Here is a 23,355-nt window from a genome sequence, read left to right on the forward strand (position 1 = left end):
ATCCTCATTTCTCACCAATTATATTTCTAGCTACTCTACTAGCACCCTGCCCAAAGCGCAACATTGCCTCCCACCCCCACATTCGTATAAACTAAGACGCACTAGCGTAGGGAAGGGAATAAGGGGAAAGGACGATTCACAGTATTTACGATGTTCAAACACGGGGTTTAATGAAAAATGATTTTTGCGCAGCAAAATATCTTACAGCTTTGGAGGGGCGGGAATCTTCATTTCTTCCTAAACCCAAAGATTCCCGCGGCTCCACCGGAGGACGTCCCCTTATCCCTTCCGGGAGCGCTCTGCACTTATAATCTCACAATGTATAAACCAATCAATATTGCACTTTTCTTTCCCACTCAAACCAGTTAATATTTTTTGTAAGGGCTTCCCCTCAACAAATATGGTTAATGATGAAGAGTACCACTATCACAGCAGCATCTCAAAGCAGCATCATATGAATGAACAGCAGCTTGCAGCAAGCGAAAGTACCAGTACATCTACCAGCTTAACGAAGAAAGGGGAATGACCACATGAGAGAAGGAACAACAATTTATGAAGTGGAGCCGTGGGTAATCCGCGAGACCTCCTTTAATCCGCAATACAACCGCCGAAGCGAAACCGTATTTACCGTAGCCAATGGCTATATCGGGATGAGGGGGCATTTTGACGAAGGCATGAATGTGCCGGAAGTGGACGCGCTGAATGGTACATATCTGAACGGGTTTTACGATTCGGCAGATATTATATACGGGGAGGAAGCATTTGGGTATGCCCGCAAGCGGCAAACGATGCTGAACGTCACCGATAGCAAGATTATCGAGTTATGGATTGAGGGCGAACGCTTCAATTTGCTTGCTGGACGCATTGTCGATTACGAGCGTGTACTGGATATGCAAACTGGTATCATGACCCGCTGCATCACGTGGGAGAGTGGACGGGGGCGCCTCATCTCGCTCTGCATCGAGCGTCTGGTTTCGTTTGCCAATAAGCATGTAGCGATGATTCGCTATAAAGTAAAACCATTGAATTTTTCCGGTGAGATTACACTGGTGTCGTCATTGAACGGCGAAGTGCATAACGAGATTTCCGAGGGCGATCCGCGCGCTGGAGCTGCGTTTACTGGACAAGTTCTGCATACGATTGGCAAATCGGAAGAGGGGACGCGTATGTCGCTGGAGCAGCGCACATCCGAGACCGAATTCACTTTGCTATGTGCTGCCGATCATCGTGCCAATCTCAAGCATGAGGTGAAAACCGAGGAGCATGAACAGCGTCTCGACAAGCATTTTGTGTTCAATTTGGAGCAGGATCAGGAAGCCGTCTTGGAAAAAGGAATTGTGTATTATACGTCCAAAGACTATGAAGTGGAGCATTTGGACATTCTTGCTCAATCCACACTCAAGGATATTATGGAGGACGGATTTGATAAGCTGGCTTCATTGCAGCGTCAGCGTCTGGATGAATTCTGGGAAACGGCAGATATTCAGGTAGAAGGCGATGAGAAGCTACAGCAAGGTCTGCGCTTTAACGCGTTTCATTTGTTCCAATCGGTGGGTCGTGATGGATTGACCAATATCGGTGCCAAAGGGATTACCGGTGAAGGATATGAGGGTCACTATTTCTGGGATACGGAAACGTATATTATGCCATTTTTCCTGTACACACAGCCCGATCTGGCGCTGCGTCTGCTGGAATTCCGCTATCATACATTGCCGAAGGCGCGTGATCGTGCTGTGGAAATGGCAGCCTTTGGTGCGCTGTATCCGTGGCGGACGATTGGCGGGGAAGAAGTATCTGCCTATTATCCGGGCGGTACCGCACAGTACCATATTGATGCCGATGTTGCGCATGCGGTCATTCAATATAGCGAAGCTGCTGGAGACGAGGAGTTTCTACGGAACAAGGGCATGGAGATTCTGGTAGAAACCTGCCGCTTTTTCCTGTCAGTGGGCGACTGGATTCCGGGCAAAGGCTTCTGTATTAATGGTGTAACAGGACCGGATGAATACACCGCCATCGTCAACAACAATACGTATACCAATATGATGGTCAAAGACCAGCTGGAATTTACCGTGCGTGAGCTGCGCAATTGGCGCGATAATGATGTTGCCAATTATGAGTCGACGATTCAGAGTCCGATGGGCTTGTCTGATGATGAGATCAATGTCTGGGAGCAGGCGGCGGAATCTATTTACATCCATCGCCAGAGCGGTCTGATCGGGCAGGATGATTCCTTCTTGGATAAGGGCATCTGGGATTTTGAAAATACACCAGCAGACAAATATCCACTGCTGCTGCATTATCACCCTCTCGTTATTTATCGACATCAGGTGTTGAAGCAAGCAGATTTGATTTTGGCGATGTATATGCAAGGGCATCGGTTTACCAAAATGGAAAAGGTACGTAACTACGCATACTATGAACCGCTGACAACGCATGATTCCTCTCTGTCGGCAGCCATTCATGCGATTCTTGCTTCGGAGCTTGGTACGATGGACCCGGCATACGACTTCTTTATCCAGTCGGCACGTATGGATTTGGATGATATTCATAGTAACGTTAAGGACGGGATTCACGCCGCTTCCATGGCAGGTAGCTGGCTGACTATCGTTGGTGGCTTTGCTGGGATGCGCCAATACGCAGGGCTACTGCATTTTGAACCGAAGCTGCCACCGGGCTGGACTCGGTATAGCTTCCGTGTGCAATTCCAGAAGCGGTTGCTGGAAATTACAATTGAACAAAACCAAACGACCTACAAGCTGCTGCGTGGCGAACCGCTGCTGATCCATCATTATGGCAATCAGTATCTGGTTGCTTTGACCCAGCCGCTGGAAATGAAAAACCGCAAACTGGGTGCAGTTATTTTCGGTCTGGAAGGTGTCCTGATTCCAATGCCAGAGCTAGAGCAGCATTATGAGATGCCAGCCGAGGAACAACGCGAACCAGCATTGGTCGGTGCCGGGGCAGAACATCGTGATTATGAAGCGGAAGATGAGAGCAAGAATCCGAATACAGGACCAACCGGCAAATGGTTTGATCAGGCAGTCAAACGCAACAAGCAAGCGGCACAGGATGCCTCTGACAAAGCGGACAAGGAAGAGGAGCAGCATCAACAGCAAGTCGCCGCCGCCGCGCAAAAGCAAGCAGCGCTTGCAGATGACCAAAACAAAAAGTCATCGGCGAAAGCCCAAGAGGAAGTGGTCGCTCAGCCGAATGCTGATAGCGATTCATCTGATACAGCCGATCAGCAACATACCAATAACCAGTCCGCAGCAGACAGCAAGCCAGCCGATACAAACCGTTCTGGCAATAAACGCAGCAAAGGCAAAGCTGCGGATAAAACGACCGCAGCTCGTCCAGCAGCGAATGGCGATCAGGAAGACCAAGACAAACAACGTCTGAAAAAAGCGACAGCCGACGATCCATCCGAAAGCAGCGATACAACCACAGCATCCTCTGCTTCATCGGATGATGGCAAAACACCTAGCACCGCAGCCGCGTCTGCATTAGGCGATGGGGAAGATACCGTGCTGGATACCGGTCATGCACCAGCGACTCAAACCGAGCCTGCACTACCTATCGACGAGATGAGCGAACAGGAGCTACATCGCGAATTCCTGCTGCCGGGTGTGGAAAGTCTGCTGGCTCAGCTACGTGAGCAAAATGTCAAAGTGCTGCTTGCCACTGACCGCCCGGATGCGCGTCAGATTATGGAGCGCCTCGGCATGGATCACTATTTTGCCTCAATCATTCAAGCACAGGATATTACACATCCGAAGCCAGATCCAGAGAGCTTCGTACTTGCCGCAGAATCGGTAGACGTACATCCGTATCACTGTATGGTTGTCGAGGACTCCCCAGATTGCCTGCAATCTGTTCGTCAAGCGGGAATGAAGACTATCGGCGTCAGCTTGCACCATATTATGGATCACGCTCACTTTACCGTTGCCAGTCTGGAGCATTTGAATGCTGAAACGATGGAACGGTGGATGGAGATTCCTTAATACTTCTCGGCTTACACAAGACAAGACGAAGCGATCAAGCCAGCTACAATGAACATGGATATGGATAGACTGCATATAACTTTATCGTCTATCTCAACATCCATACAAATGGATAAATGAACAAAGCACCTCCGGCTTCCTGCTTGATACAGGAAACCAGAGGTGCTTTTTGTCTATGTCAATTTGTTTAGGTCTACCACATATAAAAAGCGCCTATGTCACAATACACAGTGAACATAGACGCTTTACATGATACAACTTACATGAACAATCCGCGTGGTGCCAGCTAACGAAGCCGTATGAATGACTTCCTTTCAGATCCAATCGCGTTTGCGGAAGGTGAAGAACATGGTCAGACCGAGCACGATCATAATACCGATGACCATCGGATAACCGAACGGCCATTTCAGCTCTGGCATATTTTCAAAGTTCATTCCGTAAATGCCCGTAATGACCGTGAGCGGCATGAATATCGTCGTAATGGCGGTAAATACGCGCATGATTTCGTTCGCACGGTTGGCGATACTCGATTGGTATGCCTCACGTAAGTTGCCCATCAGATCGCGGAATGTATCAAACATCTCGGATACTTTCACGGCATTCTCGTACACGTCGCTAAAATATTTTTGCAGCTGATCGTCGATCAGACGCAAATCTTTTTTGTTGAGCGTGTTGATTACTTCACGCTGCGGACCCAGTACGCGTTTGAGCCATAGGATCTCGCCGCGCAGACCGATGATTTCATTCAGATGCGACTTTTTCGTATTCATCAGAATGCTTTCTTCCAGCCGTTCAATCTGGTCTTCAATCCGATCACCGACGGTGAAGTAGTTGTCCACCACCAGATCGACCAGCAGATACATGAACTTATCTGGACGACTAACTTCCTCTTCCCACAAAATTGGTTTGAGGGTGCGCAGCTCGCTGATTTTCTGCTTGGTCACAGTAATGATAAAATGCCGTCCCAAGAAAATGTTTAGTGCGCGCAGGAAAATCTCTTCATCGTCAAACCGAATACTGTTCACGACGATAAAGTAGTGATTTTCGTAGATTTCGATTTTTGGACGCTGCTCCTCATCGCCCATCATGTCCTCAACCGCTAGATCATGCAGCATAAAGAGCGGCTGAAGCAGGATCAGATCATCAAGACCAGCGTCTATCCAGTAGAAGCCTTCCTCCGGTGCAACCAGTGTTTCATTAATATCATCAACCAGCGTGAAATTGCCGGCGTTTACGTGCCGAATTTTCATAGTATGCTCTACTCCTTTTTCATATAAATGAGCAGGAAAGAGACGGCAATTGTACACACTTATTTAAAGCTTCGCTATAATCTGAAAATTACATTTTCAACATGGCGCGCTCCTCCGGTATCCTATTGTCGTTTTCTTCCTGCGATTGAGTGGACTCCTCTTGCCAGCTACTCCTCGGGTCGCCTTCCATCTTGAAATTCACCTCTTTGAAATAAATTGAATAACGCCATGTTTTGCGAAAAACATGAAAATGCGCCAAATACTTGTTAAGTATACCGTGGTGACAGCAGGCTTTCAAGCTTAAATCATTCAGCCACCGTATAAGTTGTATATCGGCAGAACTTACCCTTGACGATAGGTATAACGATGGTATACGATATCGTATATCCAATCCGGTGATGGTTCATAACGAACATCCCATATTGGACCTATTAACAGCACATCTTTTGTTTTTACCCCATAATCAAATACAGCGAATCTTATCAAGAGCAGGCGGAGGGACTAGCCCTATGAAGCCCGGCAACCGGCAGTCATATACTGTACGGTGCTAATTCTAGCAGAGATACAGGTACATCCTACGATGAAGTATCTGGTATCTGCTGACAGATGAGAGAGGCGCTATATAGACGCATCTTTTGCGGATATGACCTTTCTCAGTATGTTTTTGGAGAAAGGTCTTTTTGCGTTACACATCGCAACTCTCCTTCCATCATGCGGGCAGCTGCTCGGCTGTATTATCCACACATTTCAAGGAGTGAATCAATATGCCAATCAAAATCCCAGACAGTTTACCGGCGAAAGAGATCCTTTCCGGGGAAAATATTTTCGTGATGGATGAATCGCGCGCGTACCAGCAGGACATTCGTCCGCTGCGTATCGCTTTGCTGAATCTCATGCCAACGAAGGAGACGACCGAGACGCAACTGCTACGATTGCTGAGTAACAGTCCGCTGCAAGTGGACATTTATCTGCTGCATACGCGTTCCCATATCTCCAAGAACACATCGGCTGAATATCTGAATACCTTTTACAAAACGTTTCCTGAAGTCAAGCATTTGCGCTTTGACGGTCTGATCGTAACAGGTGCGCCTGTAGAGACGATGGATTTTGAAGATGTGAATTATTGGGAAGAGATTCAGGAGATTTTTGAATGGAGCAAATCGAACGTCACCTCGACCATGCACATTTGTTGGGCATCACAGGCGGGCTTGTACCATCACTTCGGCGTACCAAAAGTCGATCTGCCGGAGAAATGCTTTGGCGTATTCCCGCATACGCTCAACAAAAACAATGTGCCGCTGCTGAGAGGGTTTGACGAATTATATTTTGCCCCGCATTCTCGTCATACCGAAGTGCGGCGTGAAGATATTGAAAACGTACCAGAGCTAGAAATTCTGTCCGAGTCGGAAGAAGCTGGTATCTATATCGTAGCGACCAAAGACGGCAAGCAAATCTTCGTCACCGGTCATTCCGAATACGATCCGCTTTCCTTGAAATGGGAATACGATCGCGACATCGCACGCGGTATGGACATCGCCGTTCCGAAGAATTACTATCCCAACGACGATCCAACTCGTACACCGCCGTCCATCTGGCGCGCACATGCGAACTTGCTATTTTCTAACTGGCTCAACTATTACGTATACCAAGAGACACCATACGATCTGGAAGCGGAAAAAGCCGAAATTGGTCTATATTCCATTTAATATGGAGACAAACGGAAACCATTCATCCAATCGGAGTTTGCATCAGGAACTGGAAGAAGCATGCTCAATAGGGCATATCCGCAACTATAAGGTGGATGCTGCAGAAGATGTTATTCGAGCCATTGAGAGTATCTATGTGGACGGCGCACCTCGCGCATGGTGGCTCAGACTACAACATGTGGTGCATAAACAGCATTCAGACAATGATCAGTGGTATGTGGATATTAAGCGTATTGTTCGTCAATACTGTGCTTCTGACATATTGGCAAATCAGAAACTGTTGTTTGTTGTTGATGAAGATAATGAGAGACATCATGTTTATGCTTTGACATTGGATGAAATCATACATGTTATCGCGGAATGCCGCTTTTTTGAATATTATATTTGTCCTAACGATTACGCATGGTTGCTATGCGAGAACGAACATGGAGAGTTTCTTATCTGCAAGTGTTCATGATGAGGTACTGCATGATTTGAAGAACTTATCAAATTTGAATTGGATATCTGAGGAGGAAGTAATGTATGACGGAACACAAAAAGAATGAATCTTCGCTTAGTATTGAAAGCCGGTTGGCACAGATCGGGTCGATCAACGAGCCGGTAACAGGAGCTGTGAATTTCCCTATCTACCATTCCACTGCATTCCGTCATCCAGCACTTGGACAAAGCACAGGCTTTGACTACATTCGTACGACCAACCCAACGCGTGCCGTACTGGAAGAAGCCGCAGCTGGACTGGAATCTGGCGATGCAGGCTTTGCCTGTAGCTCCGGCATGGCGGCGCTGCAAACGATCTTCGCACTGTTCGGTCAAGGTGATCATCTGATCGTCTCGCTTGATCTGTACGGCGGAACATACCGTTTGCTAGAGCGCATCCTGTCCAAATTCGGCGTGACCGCATCGTATGTAGATACAAATGATCTAGAAGCGATGGACAAAATCGTACAGGATAATACGCGTGCCGTATTTATCGAAACACCGACCAATCCGCTGATGATGATTACCGATATTGAGGCGGTAGCAACATGGGCAAAACAATATAATCTACTGACCATCGTGGATAACACACTGCTGTCGCCGTTTTTCCAGCGTCCGATTGAGCTAGGTGCTGATATTGTCGTACACAGTGCGACCAAATATCTGGGCGGACACAACGACGTTCTTGCCGGATTGATCATCACCAAAGGCAAGGAATTGTCCGATGAGATGGCATTTTTGCATAATTCCATCGGTGCAGTATTGTCCCCTAACGATTCGTATCAGCTGATGAAAGGCATGAAGACATTGGCGCTGCGCATGGAACGTCATGAATACAATGCAACAACGATTGCGAATCATCTGTTGAAGCACCCACAAATTGCCGAAGTGTTCTACCCAGCATTGCCAGATCATCCGGGGCATGAGGTGCAAAATCGTCAATCCAGCGGAAACACAGGCATTTTCTCCTTCAAAGTGAAGGATGCGCGTTATATCGAGCCGATCTTGCGTAGCATTAAGCTGATTGCATTTGCCGAAAGTCTAGGCGGTGTAGAATCACTGATGACCTATCCAGCCATTCAGACCCATGCGGACATTCCACTGGAAATCCGCGATGCGATTGGTGTAGACGATCGTCTGCTACGTTTCTCCGTTGGTATTGAACATGTAGATGATCTGATCGCTGATCTGGATCAAGCGCTGGAAGCCGCACGACTTGAAGTAGAAGGAGCGTGATTCGATATGACCCATTCCGGTAACGAACAGAACAAGAGCGGTGTTAGTCAGTTGGAGCCTAGACATGGCAGCAGTCATGCCGGGCGCGGTACAGGAAGCAAGTCATACAGAGAACGCAGTTTTGAAACGAAATTGATTCATTTTGGCGCTGAGATCGATCCGGTAACGGGTGCATCCAGTGTGCCGATTTATCAGGCATCCACCTTTCATCAGGAGGATATTCTGAATCCGCCGCAGCATGATTATAGCCGTTCCGGCAATCCAACGCGGCAGGCATTGGAAGATTATATTGCACTGCTGGAAGGCGGAGCAAGTGGATTTGCCTTTGCTTCCGGTATGGCTGCCATTTCGACCGCATTTCTGATCTTGTCCGCAGGCGATCATGTAATTGTAACCGAGGATGTGTATGGTGGTACGTATCGGTTTCTGACCACAGTGCTGAATCGGATGAATGTGGAGATTAGCTTTGTCGATATGACCAATTTGGAGCAGGTAAAAGGCGCATTGCGTCCCAATACACGTGCTGTGTATATGGAAACACCGTCCAACCCCACGCTAAAAATCACCGATATTGGTGCGGTAACCAAGTGGGCACAGGACAATCATCTGCTGACGATGCTGGATAATACGTTTATGACCCCGTATTACCAGCGTCCGATTGAGTTAGGTGTCGATATTATTCTGCATAGCGCGACTAAGTTTCTATGCGGTCACAGCGATGTGCTGGCAGGGCTTGCCGTAGCGCGTACGCCAGAGCTGGGCAAACAGCTCAAGCATCTGCAAAATGGACTTGGCACCGTACTTGGTCCACAGGATTCATGGCTGTTAATGCGCGGAATGAAGACGCTCGGCGCACGGATGGCACATACTGAAAAAAGCACTGCCATTATCGCTGATTGGCTGAACAACCGTGATGATATTCATGCCTTATATTATCCGGGGTTGAGCAGTCATCCGGGGCATACTATTCAAGCCGCGCAATCGAGCGGATTTGGCTCGGTATTATCGTTCGACGTCGGGTCTGGTGAACGTGCCAAGCAGGTACTGGATCGTGTGCAGCTTCCATTGGTAGCAGTGAGTCTGGGAGCGGTAGAAAGTATTCTGTCGTATCCGCCAACCATGTCGCACGCGGCGATGGGCGCAACGGTTCGTGCAGAGCGTGGCATTACCGACGGTCTGCTGCGTTTGTCGGTTGGACTAGAGGATGTCAACGATCTGATCGCCGATCTGGAGCAAGCACTGGCAGATTGATGGATGTATTGGCTACTGGAAGATTGTTACTCGAATAGTATGAATACAGGGCAAGATTATACAAGATTATAAATGTAGGGAAGATTATGAATGTAGAGCAGTATATAGTAGAAAGCCGGTATTCCTGTATCATACGGGAGCCGGCTTTTTAATATTTTGATATTTCATTAATAGGAATGATACGGTTTAAGCATCGCCTTTATCCCTAATCATCAGTAATAATTGCAAGCGTTATCAATATCATCTACCGTTTACATCCTCTTTCAACGGGTAATGACCATACGTAAGAAGTATCCGTGAAGCATGATGACATGTAGCCATTTTGTTTCTCAAAAAACCATCACACGGAGGACCTGACTATGACTCATAACACGTACCCTTTTGAAGATTCTGTTGTATTGATCACTGGCGCTAGCACAGGCATTGGACGTGCGGTTGCTGCTGCTTTTTTAGAAAATGGCGCGAAAGTCGTACTGGCTGCCCGCAGTGAAGATAAGCTATATGAAGTGGTCGATCGTTACAACGATGACCGCTATCTGATCGTGCCGACTGATGTGCGTGTACGCGCTCAAGTCGACACTCTGGTCGAAAAGGCAGTAGAGCGATTCGGCAAGCTGGATGTCGTGATCAGCAATGCCGGTGTCAACGTATCTGGACCGATTGAAGAGATTACAGATGAAGACTGGGAAAATATGCGCGCAACCAACATTGACGCTCAGATCTATCTAGCACGTGCAGCTACGCCGCATCTGGTCAAATCGCAAGGCTCGCTAATCGCCACCTCATCCGTATCCGGTCTTGCTGGCGATTGGCCGCACCCGGGCTACAACGCTACCAAAGGTGCAGTTAGCCTGTTCGTCCAATCACTGGCATTGCAGCTCGGTGAGAAGGGCGTGCGCGTGAACGCGATTGCTCCGGCATTTACGGTTACCGAAATGACCAAGCCGATGATCGAAGAGGGCGGGCAGGAAGTGGTCGAGAAATTCAAATCTCGCGTTACGTTGCAGCGGATCGCTGAAGCGGAAGATGTTGCACCAGCGTATCTGTTCCTTGCTAGCCCGGATGCCAAATATATTACAGGCGTGATTCTGCCAGTCGATGGCGGTACAAGCGCATCCAACGGTCAAGGCAACTCGCCACGTGAATTTGGCAATTGACGGTATCTGGTCTGCATATGTCCCAATCGCTATAGGCGAATACGATGGACAAATATGCGGAGTGCGACGTGATATAGCTACACTTAACGATTGCTTCTGAATCCATAGCTATGCAACCGCATATTCCTGAATGTTATATTTGGTCATCAATCGAATGCTACCAAGCATTTTGCGAAGCGGGTACTCCAATTTGGAGCCCGCTTCGCATTTTATATATGATGTACTATTTGAGGAACAGTATTTCCTTGCAATATTCTTATCAAAAAAACATACTACTGCCACTTCCATCCCTATTTTTAAAATGTGAAATATGTTACGATAGTACATGTCGTCATTGATATTTTAATTTTTAGATATAGGTTTGCAGACACATTGCACCACGCAGCCCTATCATCAACCTATACTCAAATTGACTTTTCGACATCAACCCCTGATGCCTGAATACACTAGGAGGCTATCATATGAATACAGTAGATCGTATTCTGGAAAAAGCACTGCAAGGCGGTCGTCTGGATGTGGAAGATACGATTGCATTATATGAATCGGATCAGATTGAAAAAATGGGTCATGTTGCGAATCAGATCATGATGCGCCACAATCCCGATCCAATTACGACGTTTGTGATCGGTCGTAACGTCAACTACACCAACGTATGTGACGTGTATTGCCGTTTCTGTGCTTTTTACCGTCGTCCGGGTTCGCCGGAAGGCTACGTACTGCCGGATGAAACGATCCTGCAAAAAATTCAGGAAACCGAGGATGTAGGCGGTACTGAGATTCTAATGCAGGGCGGGGTCAATCCTGATCTGCCATTCGAGTACTACCTGAATATTCTGCGTAAAATTAAACAGCATTTCCCGAATATCACCATGCACTCTTTCTCCCCAGCGGAGATTATGAAAATGCAAAAACTGTCTGGGCTGTCGATGGAAGATACGATTCGTGCGATTCACGAAGCGGGTCTGGATTCGCTACCGGGTGGTGGCGGTGAGATTCTGGATGACCGTACCCGCCGTAAAATTAGCCGTCTCAAAGGCTCATGGCGCGACTGGATGGACGTGATGCAAACCGCACACAAAGTCGGTATGAATACCACTGCAACGATGGTAATCGGTTTTGGTGAATCGTTTGAAGAACGTGCACTGCATATGTTGCGTGTGCGTGAAGCGCAAGATGAATGTATCCGTAACGGCTATGATTCGGAAGGCTTCTTGGCATTTATCTCTTGGACATTCCAGCCAGATAACACCAACATGAAAGCCGAAAAACAAACGCCAGAACAATACCTGAAAAATGTAGCGATCAGCCGCATTTTCTTGGATAATATCAAGCATTTCCAATCGTCTTGGGTAACAATGGGACCAGAAGTCGGCAAAATGTCGCTGCAATATGGCTGTGATGACTTCGGCAGTACGATGATGGAAGAAAACGTCGTATCTGCTGCTGGTACGACTCACAAGGTCAACATTGAGCAAACACTGGATATTATCCGTGCTGCTGGTAAAATCCCAGCTCAACGCGATACCAAGTACAATATCCTGCAAGTGTTTGATGACGAGAACCAAAAAGTCCAACGTGACTTCATTATGCAAAACTAAGACGCGTATCTGCGGAATAGAATCGTATTAGTAATCAGCAAAAAGCTCTATCGTTTCTCTATATGAGGGACGATAGAGCTTTTTTTGATGAAGGATTCCCTTTAATACGTGAATCTTGTTGCTTCCAACTCGCTTGCAATTCATGCTTCAAATGAATATTCACGCTCTACTTTGCATATTTTCAGCGAATAACCGGCGTACCATTGTTCTTTCCCTTTATGCTGGGCGACTTGATGCGTAGGGTTATCCTTCCAGTGACGAATGGATTCCAGATCGCGCCAGTATGAGATTGTGAGACCAGCGCCGTCGGCATCGCGATAGCTTTCCACACCAAGAAAACCGGGCTGACGGGCAGCTAGATCCACCATCACATCGGACATTTGCCCGTACCCGCGATCTCCTTCTGTGCGCTGGCTAGTGAAGATCACAGCGTAATAGGGTGTTGGTTGCTCTTCCAGTGGTACATACATAGATGATACTCCTTTCGATTTTGCGGGGTTGCCTGCATATGATACATTAGATTATAACGATGAATATGGGATGAGAAAAATGAATGTTTGGATAAGAAAAGTGAATTTTTTTCATGTAAGATAGGAGGGTGATTATGAGTCTCCAACGATATCGAATCTTGCAAAAAGTAGTACATACCGGAAGTCTTGCAATTGCGGCGAGCGAACTGCAATTGACACCTTCCGCTGTCAGTCATGCGTTGACGTCGTTGGAGCAGGAGATGGGATTCAGATTACTGCTTCGCAAACGCGATCAGGTGCAACTGACTGCCGAAGGCGAACTGGCATGGCAGCATATCCGCACCATTTTGCACGAACAGCAGCTATTGATGCAAAAGGTAGACAGCTTGCACAAACTGGAAACGGGGGTGCTGCGCCTAGGTACTTTTTCCAGCGTGTCGATGCGTTGGCTGCCACATCTGTTGGATGAGTATCACCGACTGTATCCGCAGGTAACCATTCAGCTACGAGACGGTGCGTATAATGAGATCACCGACTGGATTGCCGCAGGAGAGATTGAACTAGGATTTATCAGCGAGACGCATACAGCAGGCTTGCCGTTTCAATTGCTGCATGAAGACGAGCTATTTTGTCTGCTACCTGATGGGCATCCACTGGCGAAGGAGTCAGAGCTTCATCCAGAACAGCTTCGTCAGGAGCGCTGGATTTTGCCTGTGTCGGGTTGTGATACTGGTGTGCGCAGCTTTATAGCGGAATGTGATTGGAAACCGTATATTGCATATGAACTGGAAGATGATCATAGTATGATGGCGATGGTGCGACAAGGGCATGGCATTACCATTTTGCCGGAATTGATTATGAAAGAGTCCGACCGACAAGGCATGCAGCTGGTCAGATTATCCGGTCGTCCTTGTCGTCGCATAGGCTTGACTGCTCTAAATCTCCATGACCTATCGCCCGCCGCTCGTCGTTTTGCACAATGTGTTACAGAGATTCTCGGTCATCATGCACCAAGCATGAATGAGAAACTGACTGACTATACCAGATTTGATGAAGGAGCTGACGATGATGAAACTGATGTTTATTTCTGATATTCACGGTTCACTGCACTGGCTGAATAAAGTGCTGGACAAAGTCCAAGAGGAGCAGCCAGATCAATTGATTTTGCTAGGGGATTATATGTATCATGGACCACGTAATCCGCTGCCGGATGGTTATGATCCCGCTGGTGTCGCTGAAGCGCTCAACCAGTATAAAAGTCAAATTATCGGTATTCGTGGCAACTGTGATTCTGAAGTGGATCAGATGCTACTGCAATTCCCAATGATGGGCGATGATGTTCAATTGTATGGAAACGGTCGACGTATCTATGTAACACATGGTCACGGCTATAGCATCGACAAGCTGCCACAGCTGAATGTAGGCGATGTATTTATGCAAGGGCATACGCATGTACCAGTTGCTGATGTAAAAGAGGGCATTTACGTTCTCAACCCCGGCTCCATATCATTGCCCAAAGAAAACTACGCCAATTCCTATGGCATTCTGCAAAACGACATCTTTACCGTCAAAGACTTTGACAATCAAACTATCAAATCCATCGCATTGACATAATATGTAGTCTGATGATGTCGTCATGGGATACTATCCATCTATGTATCCCAAATGTCAGCAGGTAGCATTACGACAGAAGCGAAATGTAAATCAGATCGGCTACAAATGCTTGACGCCGCCAGTGCACACTTTTATAATGATTGAAGCAACGATTTGATCGCAGTAGCGTATCAATCGAGAGCATAATGCAACCCTATATCCATGCAATGACAAAGACAACAGCACCATGACGGTCCCGTTCAGAGAGGGGAAAATTCTTCACGCTGCAATTTCCTCCGGTTGACGATGGCTGCTTACCCCTTTCGAGCAATGATGTTGAACCCGGCACGTCTATGTTAGACGCATACAGCCGTCAGTAAGCATGATCGGTTCATCCCCGTTAATAGATGTTCAATGAAGGATTCTGTCCAGCCTGCAATGTTACCCATTGCTCTACATGCCGGTGCAGAATTGAATCAGGGTGGAACCACGTGTGTACATAACGCTCGTCCCTTTACCGGGACGGGCGTTTTTTGCTGTTTATAAATCAGGCTGAATCACGATAGCCCGAACGGTGTACCACTATGCAATGCTGTCATTCATGAGCGGCATTCAGTAGCATCCCATTTTGTATCCAGAGAGGAAGATTGACTATGGCAATCGAAATTAAACTGCCTGACGGTTCGGTCCGTCAGTACGAAGAAGGCAATAACATCGGCGATGTCGCCAATTCCATCAGCAAAAGTCTGTTCAAAAACGCCGTAGCTGGCAAACTGGACGGCATCGTAGTCGATCTGAACACACCACTGCATAACGGCGCACTGGTTGAGATCGTAACCGCAGATAGCGCAGACGGTTTGGAAGTCATCCGTCACAGTACCGCTCACTTGACTGCACAAGCAGTCAAACGCCTGTTTGGCGCCAAAGAAGTGAAGCTGGGCGTCGGTCCTGTGATCGAAGACGGTTTCTACTACGATATGGATCTGGAGCATTCACTGAACCCGGAAGATCTGCAAAAGATCGAAAAGGAAATGGAACGCATCGTGAACGAAAATCTGCCAATTACACGCCGAGAAGTAAGTCGCGCCGAAGCGCTGAACATTTTCGGTGAATTGGAAGATCCTTACAAAATCGAGCTGATCGAAGCGCTGCCGGAAGACAGCATCATTACGATCTATGATCAAGGCGAATTTTTCGATCTGTGCCGTGGACCGCACGTACCATCCACAGGCAAACTGAAAATTTTCAAATTGCTGAGCGTAGCTGGTGCATACTGGCGCGGCGACAGCAAAAACAAAATGCTGCAACGCATCTACGGTACAGCATTTAACAAAAAAGCCGAGCTGGAACAGCATCTGCATTTCCTCGAAGAAGCGAAGAAACGCGATCATCGTAAGCTGGGTAAAGAGCTGGGCATGTTCACCTTCTCCAATCTGGTTGGTCAAGGTCTGCCGATCTGGCTGCCAAACGGTGCAAAGCTGCGCCGTACATTGGAGCGTTATATCGTCGATCTGGAAGAAAGATTGGGCTACAGCCACGTCTACACACCAGTACTTGGTAACGTAGAACTGTACAAAACATCCGGTCACTGGGAGCACTACCAAGAAGATATGTTCCCAGTTATGAGCATGGACAACGAAGAACTCGTCCTGCGTCCAATGAACTGTCCGCACCATATGATGGTGTATAAGAGTGATCTGCGAAGCTATCGTGATCTGCCGATCCGTATCGCTGAGCTAGGCATGATGCACCGTTACGAAATGTCCGGCGCATTGACTGGTCTGCACCGTGTACGCGCAATGACCTTGAACGACGCGCATCTGTTCGTTCGTCCAGATCAGATCAAGGATGAGTTTGCTCGTGTGATTCAATTGGTACAACAAGTATACAAAGACTTCGGCATTAGTGATTACCGCTTCCGTCTGTCGTACCGCGATCCACAGGATACTGAGAAATATTTCCCGAACGACGAAATGTGGGAAATGTCCCAGCGTATGCTGCGTGAAGTTGTTGAAGATCTGGACCTGCCATTCTTCGAAGCTGAAGGCGAAGCAGCATTCTACGGTCCGAAGCTGGACGTACAAATCCGTACCGCACTGGGCAAAGAAGAAACACTGTCCACTGTACAGCTGGACTTCCTGCTGCCAGAGCGCTTTGAACTGGAATACATCGGTGACGATGGTCAGAAGCACCGTCCGGTCGTTATTCACCGCGGCGTTATTAGTACGATGGAACGCTTCACTGCCTTCCTGCTGGAAAACTTTGCGGGCTCCCTGCCACTGTGGCTGTCCCCAGTTCAAGCAAAAGTTATTCCGGTATCGACTGCATTTGAAGAGTATGCACGTAAAGTCGAAGACCAGCTGCGCCTGAGCGGTGTAACCGTGGAAGCCGATCTGCGCAACGAAAAATTGGGCTACAAAATCCGTGAAGCCCAACTGGAGAAAATTCCGTACATGTTCGTTGTCGGTGAAAATGAAATGAACGCAAACAGCGTTTCCGTACGTAAGCGTGGCGAAGGCGACATCGGTGCTATGCCGCTCGATGAAGTAGCCAAGCTGCTGAGCCAACAAATCGCAGACCGTACCATTTTCTAAATCGTTACGTTATTGCTGTTCATTTCTTCTATAATAAAAGCATCGATCATTGTGATCGGTGCTTTTTGCTTTCCATACATAATCTATGCACCATACTATGTCTGTACGCTACATGCTATACATGGAACTCGGTCTGTAGACCGAGATGAGGTTCCGCCTATTGCCGCTATGCAGAGAGTCATTATTTTTTTACACTTGGAGTATGAATACAGCGTTAAGCGCACCGGTATGAATACAAACGAAAGTAATAGGCAACAAGAAAGCGAGGGTTTCATATGAATCGTCATATGTTCCGCAAAACGTTCTGGGGATTGACGCTGATTGGATTAGGTTTGGTCTTTCTGCTGGATCGACTGGATATTATCAATTGGGGCGTACGAGATGCACTGTTCCTGCTCTGGCCACTCTTTTTGCTAGAGATCGGCTTGAATGAGCTACTGTTTAAATGTAAAAAGGATGTCGGTGGCTGGATTATGACGATACTGGGGATTTATTTCCTCGGTCGCAATCTGGATTGGTTTGACTATTCGTTTGGCGATCTGATTCGCTTGATGATTCCGCTGGGATTTGTGTTTTTCGGCTTCCGTATGCTGACAGGCAAAGGTCGTTCCGATCATAAGCGCAGAAAGCATGACGGAGAGCAAGGAAATCTCTATACCGATCAGCCAGCACAACCTTTCCATGCCAGCCCACCACCGCCACCAGCACCTTCCTCATTAGATGATCTGTTTAACGAAAAGCTGGGACGCCAAGAAGGTACATCCACCTCGCAATCATCTGCTAATCATCATGAAGCGGCAGATGCACCATCTCAGCAAGGCTTTGCTGAGAAAAAAGGTCCTAATCTGCGCAAGGATGAACCGTCTTTTGAGCGAGGTTTTCATGAGCCGCTGCATCATGAAAACGTGCATAATCAACAATCGCAGCAAGAACATCCGCCTGGCTGGGGACATGTGAATCCGCAGGATTGGAGACAGCATAAGCAGGATTTCAAAGATCATATGCGTCGTATGAAGCAAGAGAAGCAATGGCATGCAGAGCAATGGAAGCAGCAGCACAAGCATGGGCATCATGCGGGAGATCGTTTTCACCATCGCTATCAGCAACAGGCATATGGTGGCGATGTCGAGAATCGCTCCAATTTTATCGGTGATGTGCATATCGGCAAAGATTATTTTGAACTGAAGCCGCTTAACATTTCCCATTTTATTGGCGACACGATGCTTGATCTGACCAAAGCACAAATTCCGTACGGTGTGACCAAGATCAATGTGTCTGCTTTTATCGGTGATGTCAAAGTATTTATTCCGAGCGGTGTAGAAGTCAGTTTCAAGGCGCAGGGCAATTCGTTTATCGGTAATATGGATATTATGAATCGCAGCATTGATGGCATGATGAATCAATTGAGCGGTGAGACAGGTGAAGACGAATCGACAGGTAAGAGGGTTGAAATCGCGGTAAGTGTATTTATCGGCGATATCCGAATTAACCGGGTGGGATAAAATGACGATGCGGACAAAATGGTTTAAAAATATCAAATGGGAGCTTATTGGCTTCTTCGGTACAGTAGGTGTCTTGACCACACTTACTATCTATATTGCGCTAAGCCGAGATTATCATCTGCTCGTTATGCCAGACAATTGGTATCTGTATTTTATCGGTCTGATCGCGATCTCGCTGATTGCCGGCTATGTTGCCGGTCAGCGGGTACAGCGGCGGATTGATAATGTGCATTTACAGATGACCCAAGTGGCAAAAGGCAATTTTGGTGCTCGACTGGGGCATATCGAGGATGAATCGTTTAACCGTGTGCATGAGGAATTTAACGAAATGATGAGCACGGTAGAACGCAAAATGCGCATCCTACAGCAGCTTGGCGAGCGCGAGGTTATGGAGCGTACGCGTGAAACCGAGCAGGCGGTGCTCGAAGAACGTCGCCGCATGGCGCGCGATCTACACGATTCAGTCAGCCAGCAGCTATTTGCGATTCATATGTCCGCATCGTCGCTGCCTAAGGTGCTGGAGCGCAATGAGCAGCAGGCAAAACTGGTGATGGATCAGCTGATCCAAATGTCGCAGTTAGCACAAAAGCAAATGCGTGCGCTGATTACCCAGCTGCGTCCGATGGAGCTGGAAGATCGCTCGTTGACCGAGGCGCTAGAGACATGGTTTCCCGATTATTGCCGTCACAACGGCTTGAAGGGGATTCAGGATATTGAGCTTATGGGAGAATTGACTGAGGCCAAAGAGCGTCAGCTTTTTCTCATTATTCAAGAGGCACTGGCGAATATCGTCAAACATGCGGACGCTTCGATTGTGAGCCTATCCTTACAGGAGGAGCGTCATCATGTATCATTACATATTAGCGATGATGGTCGCGGCTTTGAAATGGGACTGCATAAGCAGGGTTCCTATGGTTTGACAATTATGGCGGAACGGGCGGAGAAGCTGGGCGGACAAGCCGAGATTATCAGCAAGCCGGGAGCGGGAACGACGATCCGTATTCACATCCCGACATTTGAACATAAGAACAGGGGAGCGGATGAGCGTGGACAAGATCAAAATATTGCTGGCGGATGACCATGATATGGTACGTATGGGATTGAAGACGTATCTCATGCTGGATGATCGGTTTGAGGTAATTGCCGAAGCGTCGGATGGACAACAGGTTATTCAGCTGTTAGAGCAAGGAATGGACGGAGTCATGCCCGATTTGATTTTGATGGATATGATGATGCCAGTCATGAACGGAGTCGAGGCAACCCGTCATTTGATACGCCAATATCCCTATTTGAAAATAGTGATTCTGACCAGCTTTCTAGAAGACGAAATGGTCGTCGAGGCGATTGAGGCGGGAGCAGTCAGTTATATTTTAAAAACGGTTTCTGCGGAAGAATTGATCTATGCCCTACAAGGAGCCAGTCGCGGTATGCCTGTTATGACGGGCGATATTTCGCAAGCCTTGACGCGTGGGCTTCGTCAGCGCAGCACCAATCAGGAGGAATCATCCGATCTGACCGCACGTGAGCGCGAAGTATTGATGCTGATTGCTGAGGGGCTGAGCAACAAGGAGATCGCTGAAGAACTGCATATTAGTATCAAAACGGTCAAAACGCATGTTAGCAATCTGCTTATGAAATGCGAGCTGGAAGATCGTACACAGCTGGCGATTTTTGCGCATCGCAAAGGTTGGGTTACGCAATATTAAGCTATATTTCATACGAAAATGGCTTGTACATCTCATTCATATGACGTTCATAATCCATCAAACCGCTGATACTGGCGGTTTTTTGCTGTTTTTGCATACTTATTTTGGCAAGCTGGCGAGGATTTATTTTCTTTTTAATTGATTTTAATGTGAAGTTAAGGTTAATAAGCGAATATAACAATGTACCAAATGAGACGTAACCCGATACACAGGCATTGCACTCATATCATGGGAATCTGGGAGGTTTTCTTCATGGAAGATAAGAACAAAAATCAGTTTAATAACGGCCAGAACGATGCAGGCCAAAACAATCATACAGCAAACCCTGCTTCAAACGAACCGACTAGCGAGCAATCGCACTACTATTCATACGGTCCTTTTCAATCGCTCAACAAAGACAACAACAATGAGCAATCGTCAACCTCATCCGATCATCAGGTAGAAGTGACGCCTCCTGCTCCAGTTCGTCCCATTTACAGCGCGGACTCCAACAATGCGATGCAAAGCAACTCGCAGAATGATCATCTCAACAATCTGCAAAATACCGGCAACGGCAATGGCGGATACAACGGATATAACGGTAATGGATATGGTGGCAATGACGGAAACAACCGCAAACCTCAATTCCAGTACAACAAACCAAAAAGCCCTGTCAAAACAGTGATCGCTTCCGTACTTGCCGGCATGATCCTAATGACTGGTGGGATGTATGGTGCAGATCGTGCGAACCTGTTTACAGGCGGTGAAGCTGCTGCAACCACAACAGGCACAGCATCTACAACGAACGCGACACCAACAGAAAGCAACACCGTAACACAGGCAGCATTACCTGCTGGATCAGCGGATGTGGCGGACGTAGTAAAAACAGCAAGTCCAGCTGTTGTCAAAATCGAAACGTACACCAATTCCAGCTCCGGTGGCGGAAGCAGCAGCAACCCGAATTATAGCGATCCGATGTACCGATTCTTCTTCGGTGATCAGTTCGGTGGCGGTGACAGCGGCTCTGGTGGTTCAGGTTCCGGCAATGGCGGCGGTAGCGGCAGTGGTTCATCCGGCGGCTTGACTCCGCTCGGCATTGGCTCCGGTTTTATTTTCGATAAAAGCGGCTATATTCTGACCAATGCTCACGTAGTGGGCGATGCCAGTACCATTCAAGTCACACTGGAAGATAACAAAACACCGTATGAAGCCAAACTGATGGGCAAAAGCACAGATCTTGACCTGGCTGTACTGAAAATTGAGCCAACCGAAGGTCAAACCGATTTCCCTTACATTTCTTTGGGCAACTCGGATAATGTAGCCATCGGTAGCTGGTTGGTAGCTATTGGTAACCCACAGGGCTTTGACCACACAGTCACAGCAGGTGTACTGAGTGCGAAAGAGCGTAGTATTACCGCTTCTGACGCTTCCAACGGCGAATCGACCAAATATCAGCATCTGCTGCAAACTGATGCTTCGATTAACCCAGGTAACTCTGGTGGTCCGCTGCTGAATATGCAAGGACAAGTGATCGGGATCAATACTGCGGTAAGTGAAGATGCCCAAGGTATCGGCTTTGCGATTCCGTCCAACGAGGTTGCGAAAGTCGTAGATAACCTGAAAAATGGGAAAGAAATTCCGGCAACTCCGGTTCCATTTATCGGCGCATCTCTGATGACGCTGACACCGGAAATTTCCAAACAGCTGGGTATCGATACAACGAGCGGTTCGGTTGTAACCGAAGTGCTGTACAGATCTCCTGCTTACCAGGCTGACCTGCGCTCGTACGATGTCATTACTGGTATCAATGGTACTACCTATACCAATAGCCAAGATTTGATCGCCGCAATTCAAAAACTAAAAGTCGGCGATAATGCAACACTGAACATCATCCGTGATGGCAAGAAAATGGACCTGAAAGTAGCAATCGGTGATCGCAATCAATACGAGAAAACCGTAGGCACTTCCGGTACAGAGAGCAATCAATAATCGCAAGCGCGATTTTATATAGCAAACAGGCGGAAGGGGTATCCTTTCCGCCTTTTGTATGGGCAGCACATATAGTGTATTTTTGAATTCATTGTTACAATAAGACTAATAATCACATTACAGAACGACGATCAAAGGAGAAGCTGCCATGAGACCTACCATTCTAATTATTGATGACGATGAAAAAATTATTTCCATGCTCCGCCGAGGGCTGGCATTTGAAGGATATGAAGTATTGACCGCTTCGAATGGAGCGGAAGGATTAAGTAAAATGCTTGAAAATGATCCTGCGCTAATGGTGCTGGATGTGATGATGCCACAAGTGGATGGCTTTGAAGTATGCCGCCGTGTGCGCGAAGCAGGCATTTCTGTGCCGATTTTGATGTTGACCGCTAAGGATGAGGTGGAGAATCGGGTCAAAGGGCTTGATGCTGGCGCAGACGATTATCTGGTGAAGCCGTTTGCCTTGGAGGAGCTGCTAGCACGCGTACGGGCGCTTCTGCGCCGTAAACCGGATGCAGATAGCTCTAACAGTAACCGATTGAGCTTTGAGGATCTGACGCTGGATGCGGATGCGCGCGAAGTGACACGCGACGGCAACCGACTAGAACTGACTGCCAAGGAATTTGAACTGCTGCATCTGTTTATGCAAAATCCGAAGCGTGTGCTTTCGCGTGACCTGATCATGGACAAAATCTGGGGCTATGATTATAGCGGCGAATCCAATGTGCTTGAAGTGTATATTGCGATGCTGCGCCAAAAAACGGAAGAACATGGCGGCAAACGCCTGATTCAAACGATCCGTGGTGCCGGTTACATTCTGCGAAACAACACCTAAGGAAA

Annotated in this window: 17 protein-coding genes and 1 riboswitch; of the genes, 15 read left to right on the forward strand and 2 right to left on the reverse strand. The window is 47.5% G+C overall.

The genetic code is table 11. The annotated features are described in order from the left end of the window. The first annotated feature begins 530 nt into the window (after window positions 1-530). Window positions 531-4,004: an HAD-IA family hydrolase gene (locus tag ABXR35_RS03115; RefSeq protein WP_367055282.1), complete on the forward strand. Its 3,474-nt coding sequence runs from the start codon at window positions 531-533 to the stop codon at window positions 4,002-4,004. 314 nt (window positions 4,005-4,318) lie between these two features. Here ABXR35_RS03115 and corA read toward each other — a convergent pair whose 3' ends face one another. Beyond that, a complete protein-coding gene (gene corA, locus ABXR35_RS03120) occupies window positions 4,319-5,254 on the reverse strand; it encodes a magnesium/cobalt transporter CorA (protein WP_367055285.1) in 936 nt (311 codons plus the stop codon). A gap of 476 nt (window positions 5,255-5,730) precedes the next feature. After that, a riboswitch (SAM riboswitch) is annotated at window positions 5,731-5,867 on the forward strand. A 151-nt stretch (window positions 5,868-6,018) separates the two neighbouring features. Between corA and metA the strand changes: the two genes are divergently transcribed. From metA to mqnC, 6 genes are all read left to right on the forward strand, one after another. Continuing rightward, window positions 6,019-6,960 (forward strand): homoserine O-acetyltransferase MetA, encoded by a 942-nt coding sequence (metA, locus tag ABXR35_RS03125; protein ID WP_367055288.1) that lies wholly within the window; start codon window positions 6,019-6,021, stop codon window positions 6,958-6,960. 37 nt (window positions 6,961-6,997) lie between these two features. Then, window positions 6,998-7,417: a DUF6756 family protein gene (locus tag ABXR35_RS03130; protein WP_367055291.1), complete on the forward strand. Its 420-nt coding sequence runs from the start codon at window positions 6,998-7,000 to the stop codon at window positions 7,415-7,417. A gap of 65 nt (window positions 7,418-7,482) precedes the next feature. Further along, on the forward strand, window positions 7,483-8,673 hold the full coding sequence (locus ABXR35_RS03135) for a PLP-dependent transferase (protein WP_367055294.1): 1,191 nt from the start codon (window positions 7,483-7,485) through the stop codon (window positions 8,671-8,673). A gap of 6 nt (window positions 8,674-8,679) precedes the next feature. Next, window positions 8,680-9,924: a trans-sulfuration enzyme family protein gene (locus ABXR35_RS03140; RefSeq protein ID WP_367055297.1), complete on the forward strand. Its 1,245-nt coding sequence runs from the start codon at window positions 8,680-8,682 to the stop codon at window positions 9,922-9,924. 359 nt (window positions 9,925-10,283) lie between these two features. Then, window positions 10,284-11,081 (forward strand): meso-2,3-butanediol dehydrogenase, encoded by a 798-nt coding sequence (budC, locus tag ABXR35_RS03145; RefSeq protein ID WP_367055300.1) that lies wholly within the window; start codon window positions 10,284-10,286, stop codon window positions 11,079-11,081. A 461-nt stretch (window positions 11,082-11,542) separates the two neighbouring features. Continuing rightward, complete coding sequence (mqnC, locus tag ABXR35_RS03150; RefSeq protein WP_367055303.1) at window positions 11,543-12,679, forward strand: cyclic dehypoxanthinyl futalosine synthase; 1,137 nt, start codon at window positions 11,543-11,545, stop codon at window positions 12,677-12,679. A gap of 140 nt (window positions 12,680-12,819) precedes the next feature. Here the strand turns inward: mqnC and ABXR35_RS03155 are convergent, their stop codons facing one another. Beyond that, window positions 12,820-13,149: an antibiotic biosynthesis monooxygenase family protein gene (locus ABXR35_RS03155; protein WP_367055306.1), complete on the reverse strand. Its 330-nt coding sequence runs from the start codon at window positions 13,147-13,149 to the stop codon at window positions 12,820-12,822. Window positions 13,150-13,283: 134 nt separating this feature from the next. Between ABXR35_RS03155 and ABXR35_RS03160 the strand changes: the two genes are divergently transcribed. The 8 genes from ABXR35_RS03160 (at window position 13,284) to ABXR35_RS03195 (ending at window position 23,350) form a co-directional block, all read left to right on the forward strand. After that, complete coding sequence (locus tag ABXR35_RS03160) at window positions 13,284-14,240, forward strand: LysR family transcriptional regulator (RefSeq protein WP_367055309.1); 957 nt, start codon at window positions 13,284-13,286, stop codon at window positions 14,238-14,240. Next, window positions 14,218-14,763, forward strand: a complete 546-nt coding sequence (yfcE, locus tag ABXR35_RS03165; RefSeq protein WP_367061133.1) for a phosphodiesterase — start codon at window positions 14,218-14,220, stop codon at window positions 14,761-14,763. The genes ABXR35_RS03160 and yfcE overlap by 23 nt, the downstream gene beginning before the upstream one ends. A gap of 632 nt (window positions 14,764-15,395) precedes the next feature. Further along, entirely contained in the window at window positions 15,396-17,336 is a 1,941-nt protein-coding gene (gene thrS, locus ABXR35_RS03170; protein WP_367055312.1) for a threonine--tRNA ligase, read from the forward strand. Window positions 17,337-17,611: 275 nt separating this feature from the next. Next, on the forward strand, window positions 17,612-18,838 hold the full coding sequence (gene liaF, locus ABXR35_RS03175) for a cell wall-active antibiotics response protein LiaF (RefSeq protein ID WP_367055315.1): 1,227 nt from the start codon (window positions 17,612-17,614) through the stop codon (window positions 18,836-18,838). A gap of 7 nt (window positions 18,839-18,845) precedes the next feature. Continuing rightward, entirely contained in the window at window positions 18,846-19,916 is a 1,071-nt protein-coding gene (locus ABXR35_RS03180) for a sensor histidine kinase (protein WP_367061136.1), read from the forward strand. Beyond that, the gene (locus ABXR35_RS03185) at window positions 19,879-20,544 is read left to right on the forward strand and encodes a response regulator (protein WP_367055318.1); all 666 of its coding nucleotides are present in this window, start codon (window positions 19,879-19,881) and stop codon (window positions 20,542-20,544) included. The genes ABXR35_RS03180 and ABXR35_RS03185 overlap by 38 nt, the downstream gene beginning before the upstream one ends. Window positions 20,545-20,796: 252 nt before the next feature. Beyond that, the gene (locus tag ABXR35_RS03190) at window positions 20,797-22,512 is read left to right on the forward strand and encodes a S1C family serine protease (RefSeq protein ID WP_367055321.1); all 1,716 of its coding nucleotides are present in this window, start codon (window positions 20,797-20,799) and stop codon (window positions 22,510-22,512) included. Window positions 22,513-22,660: 148 nt separating this feature from the next. Then, window positions 22,661-23,350 (forward strand): response regulator transcription factor, encoded by a 690-nt coding sequence (locus tag ABXR35_RS03195; protein ID WP_367055324.1) that lies wholly within the window; start codon window positions 22,661-22,663, stop codon window positions 23,348-23,350. Window positions 23,351-23,355: the final 5 nt, after the last annotated feature.

The organism is Paenibacillus sp. JQZ6Y-1, from assembly GCF_040719145.1.
Taxonomy (GTDB): Bacteria; Bacillota; Bacilli; order Paenibacillales; family Paenibacillaceae; genus Saccharibacillus; species Saccharibacillus kandeliae.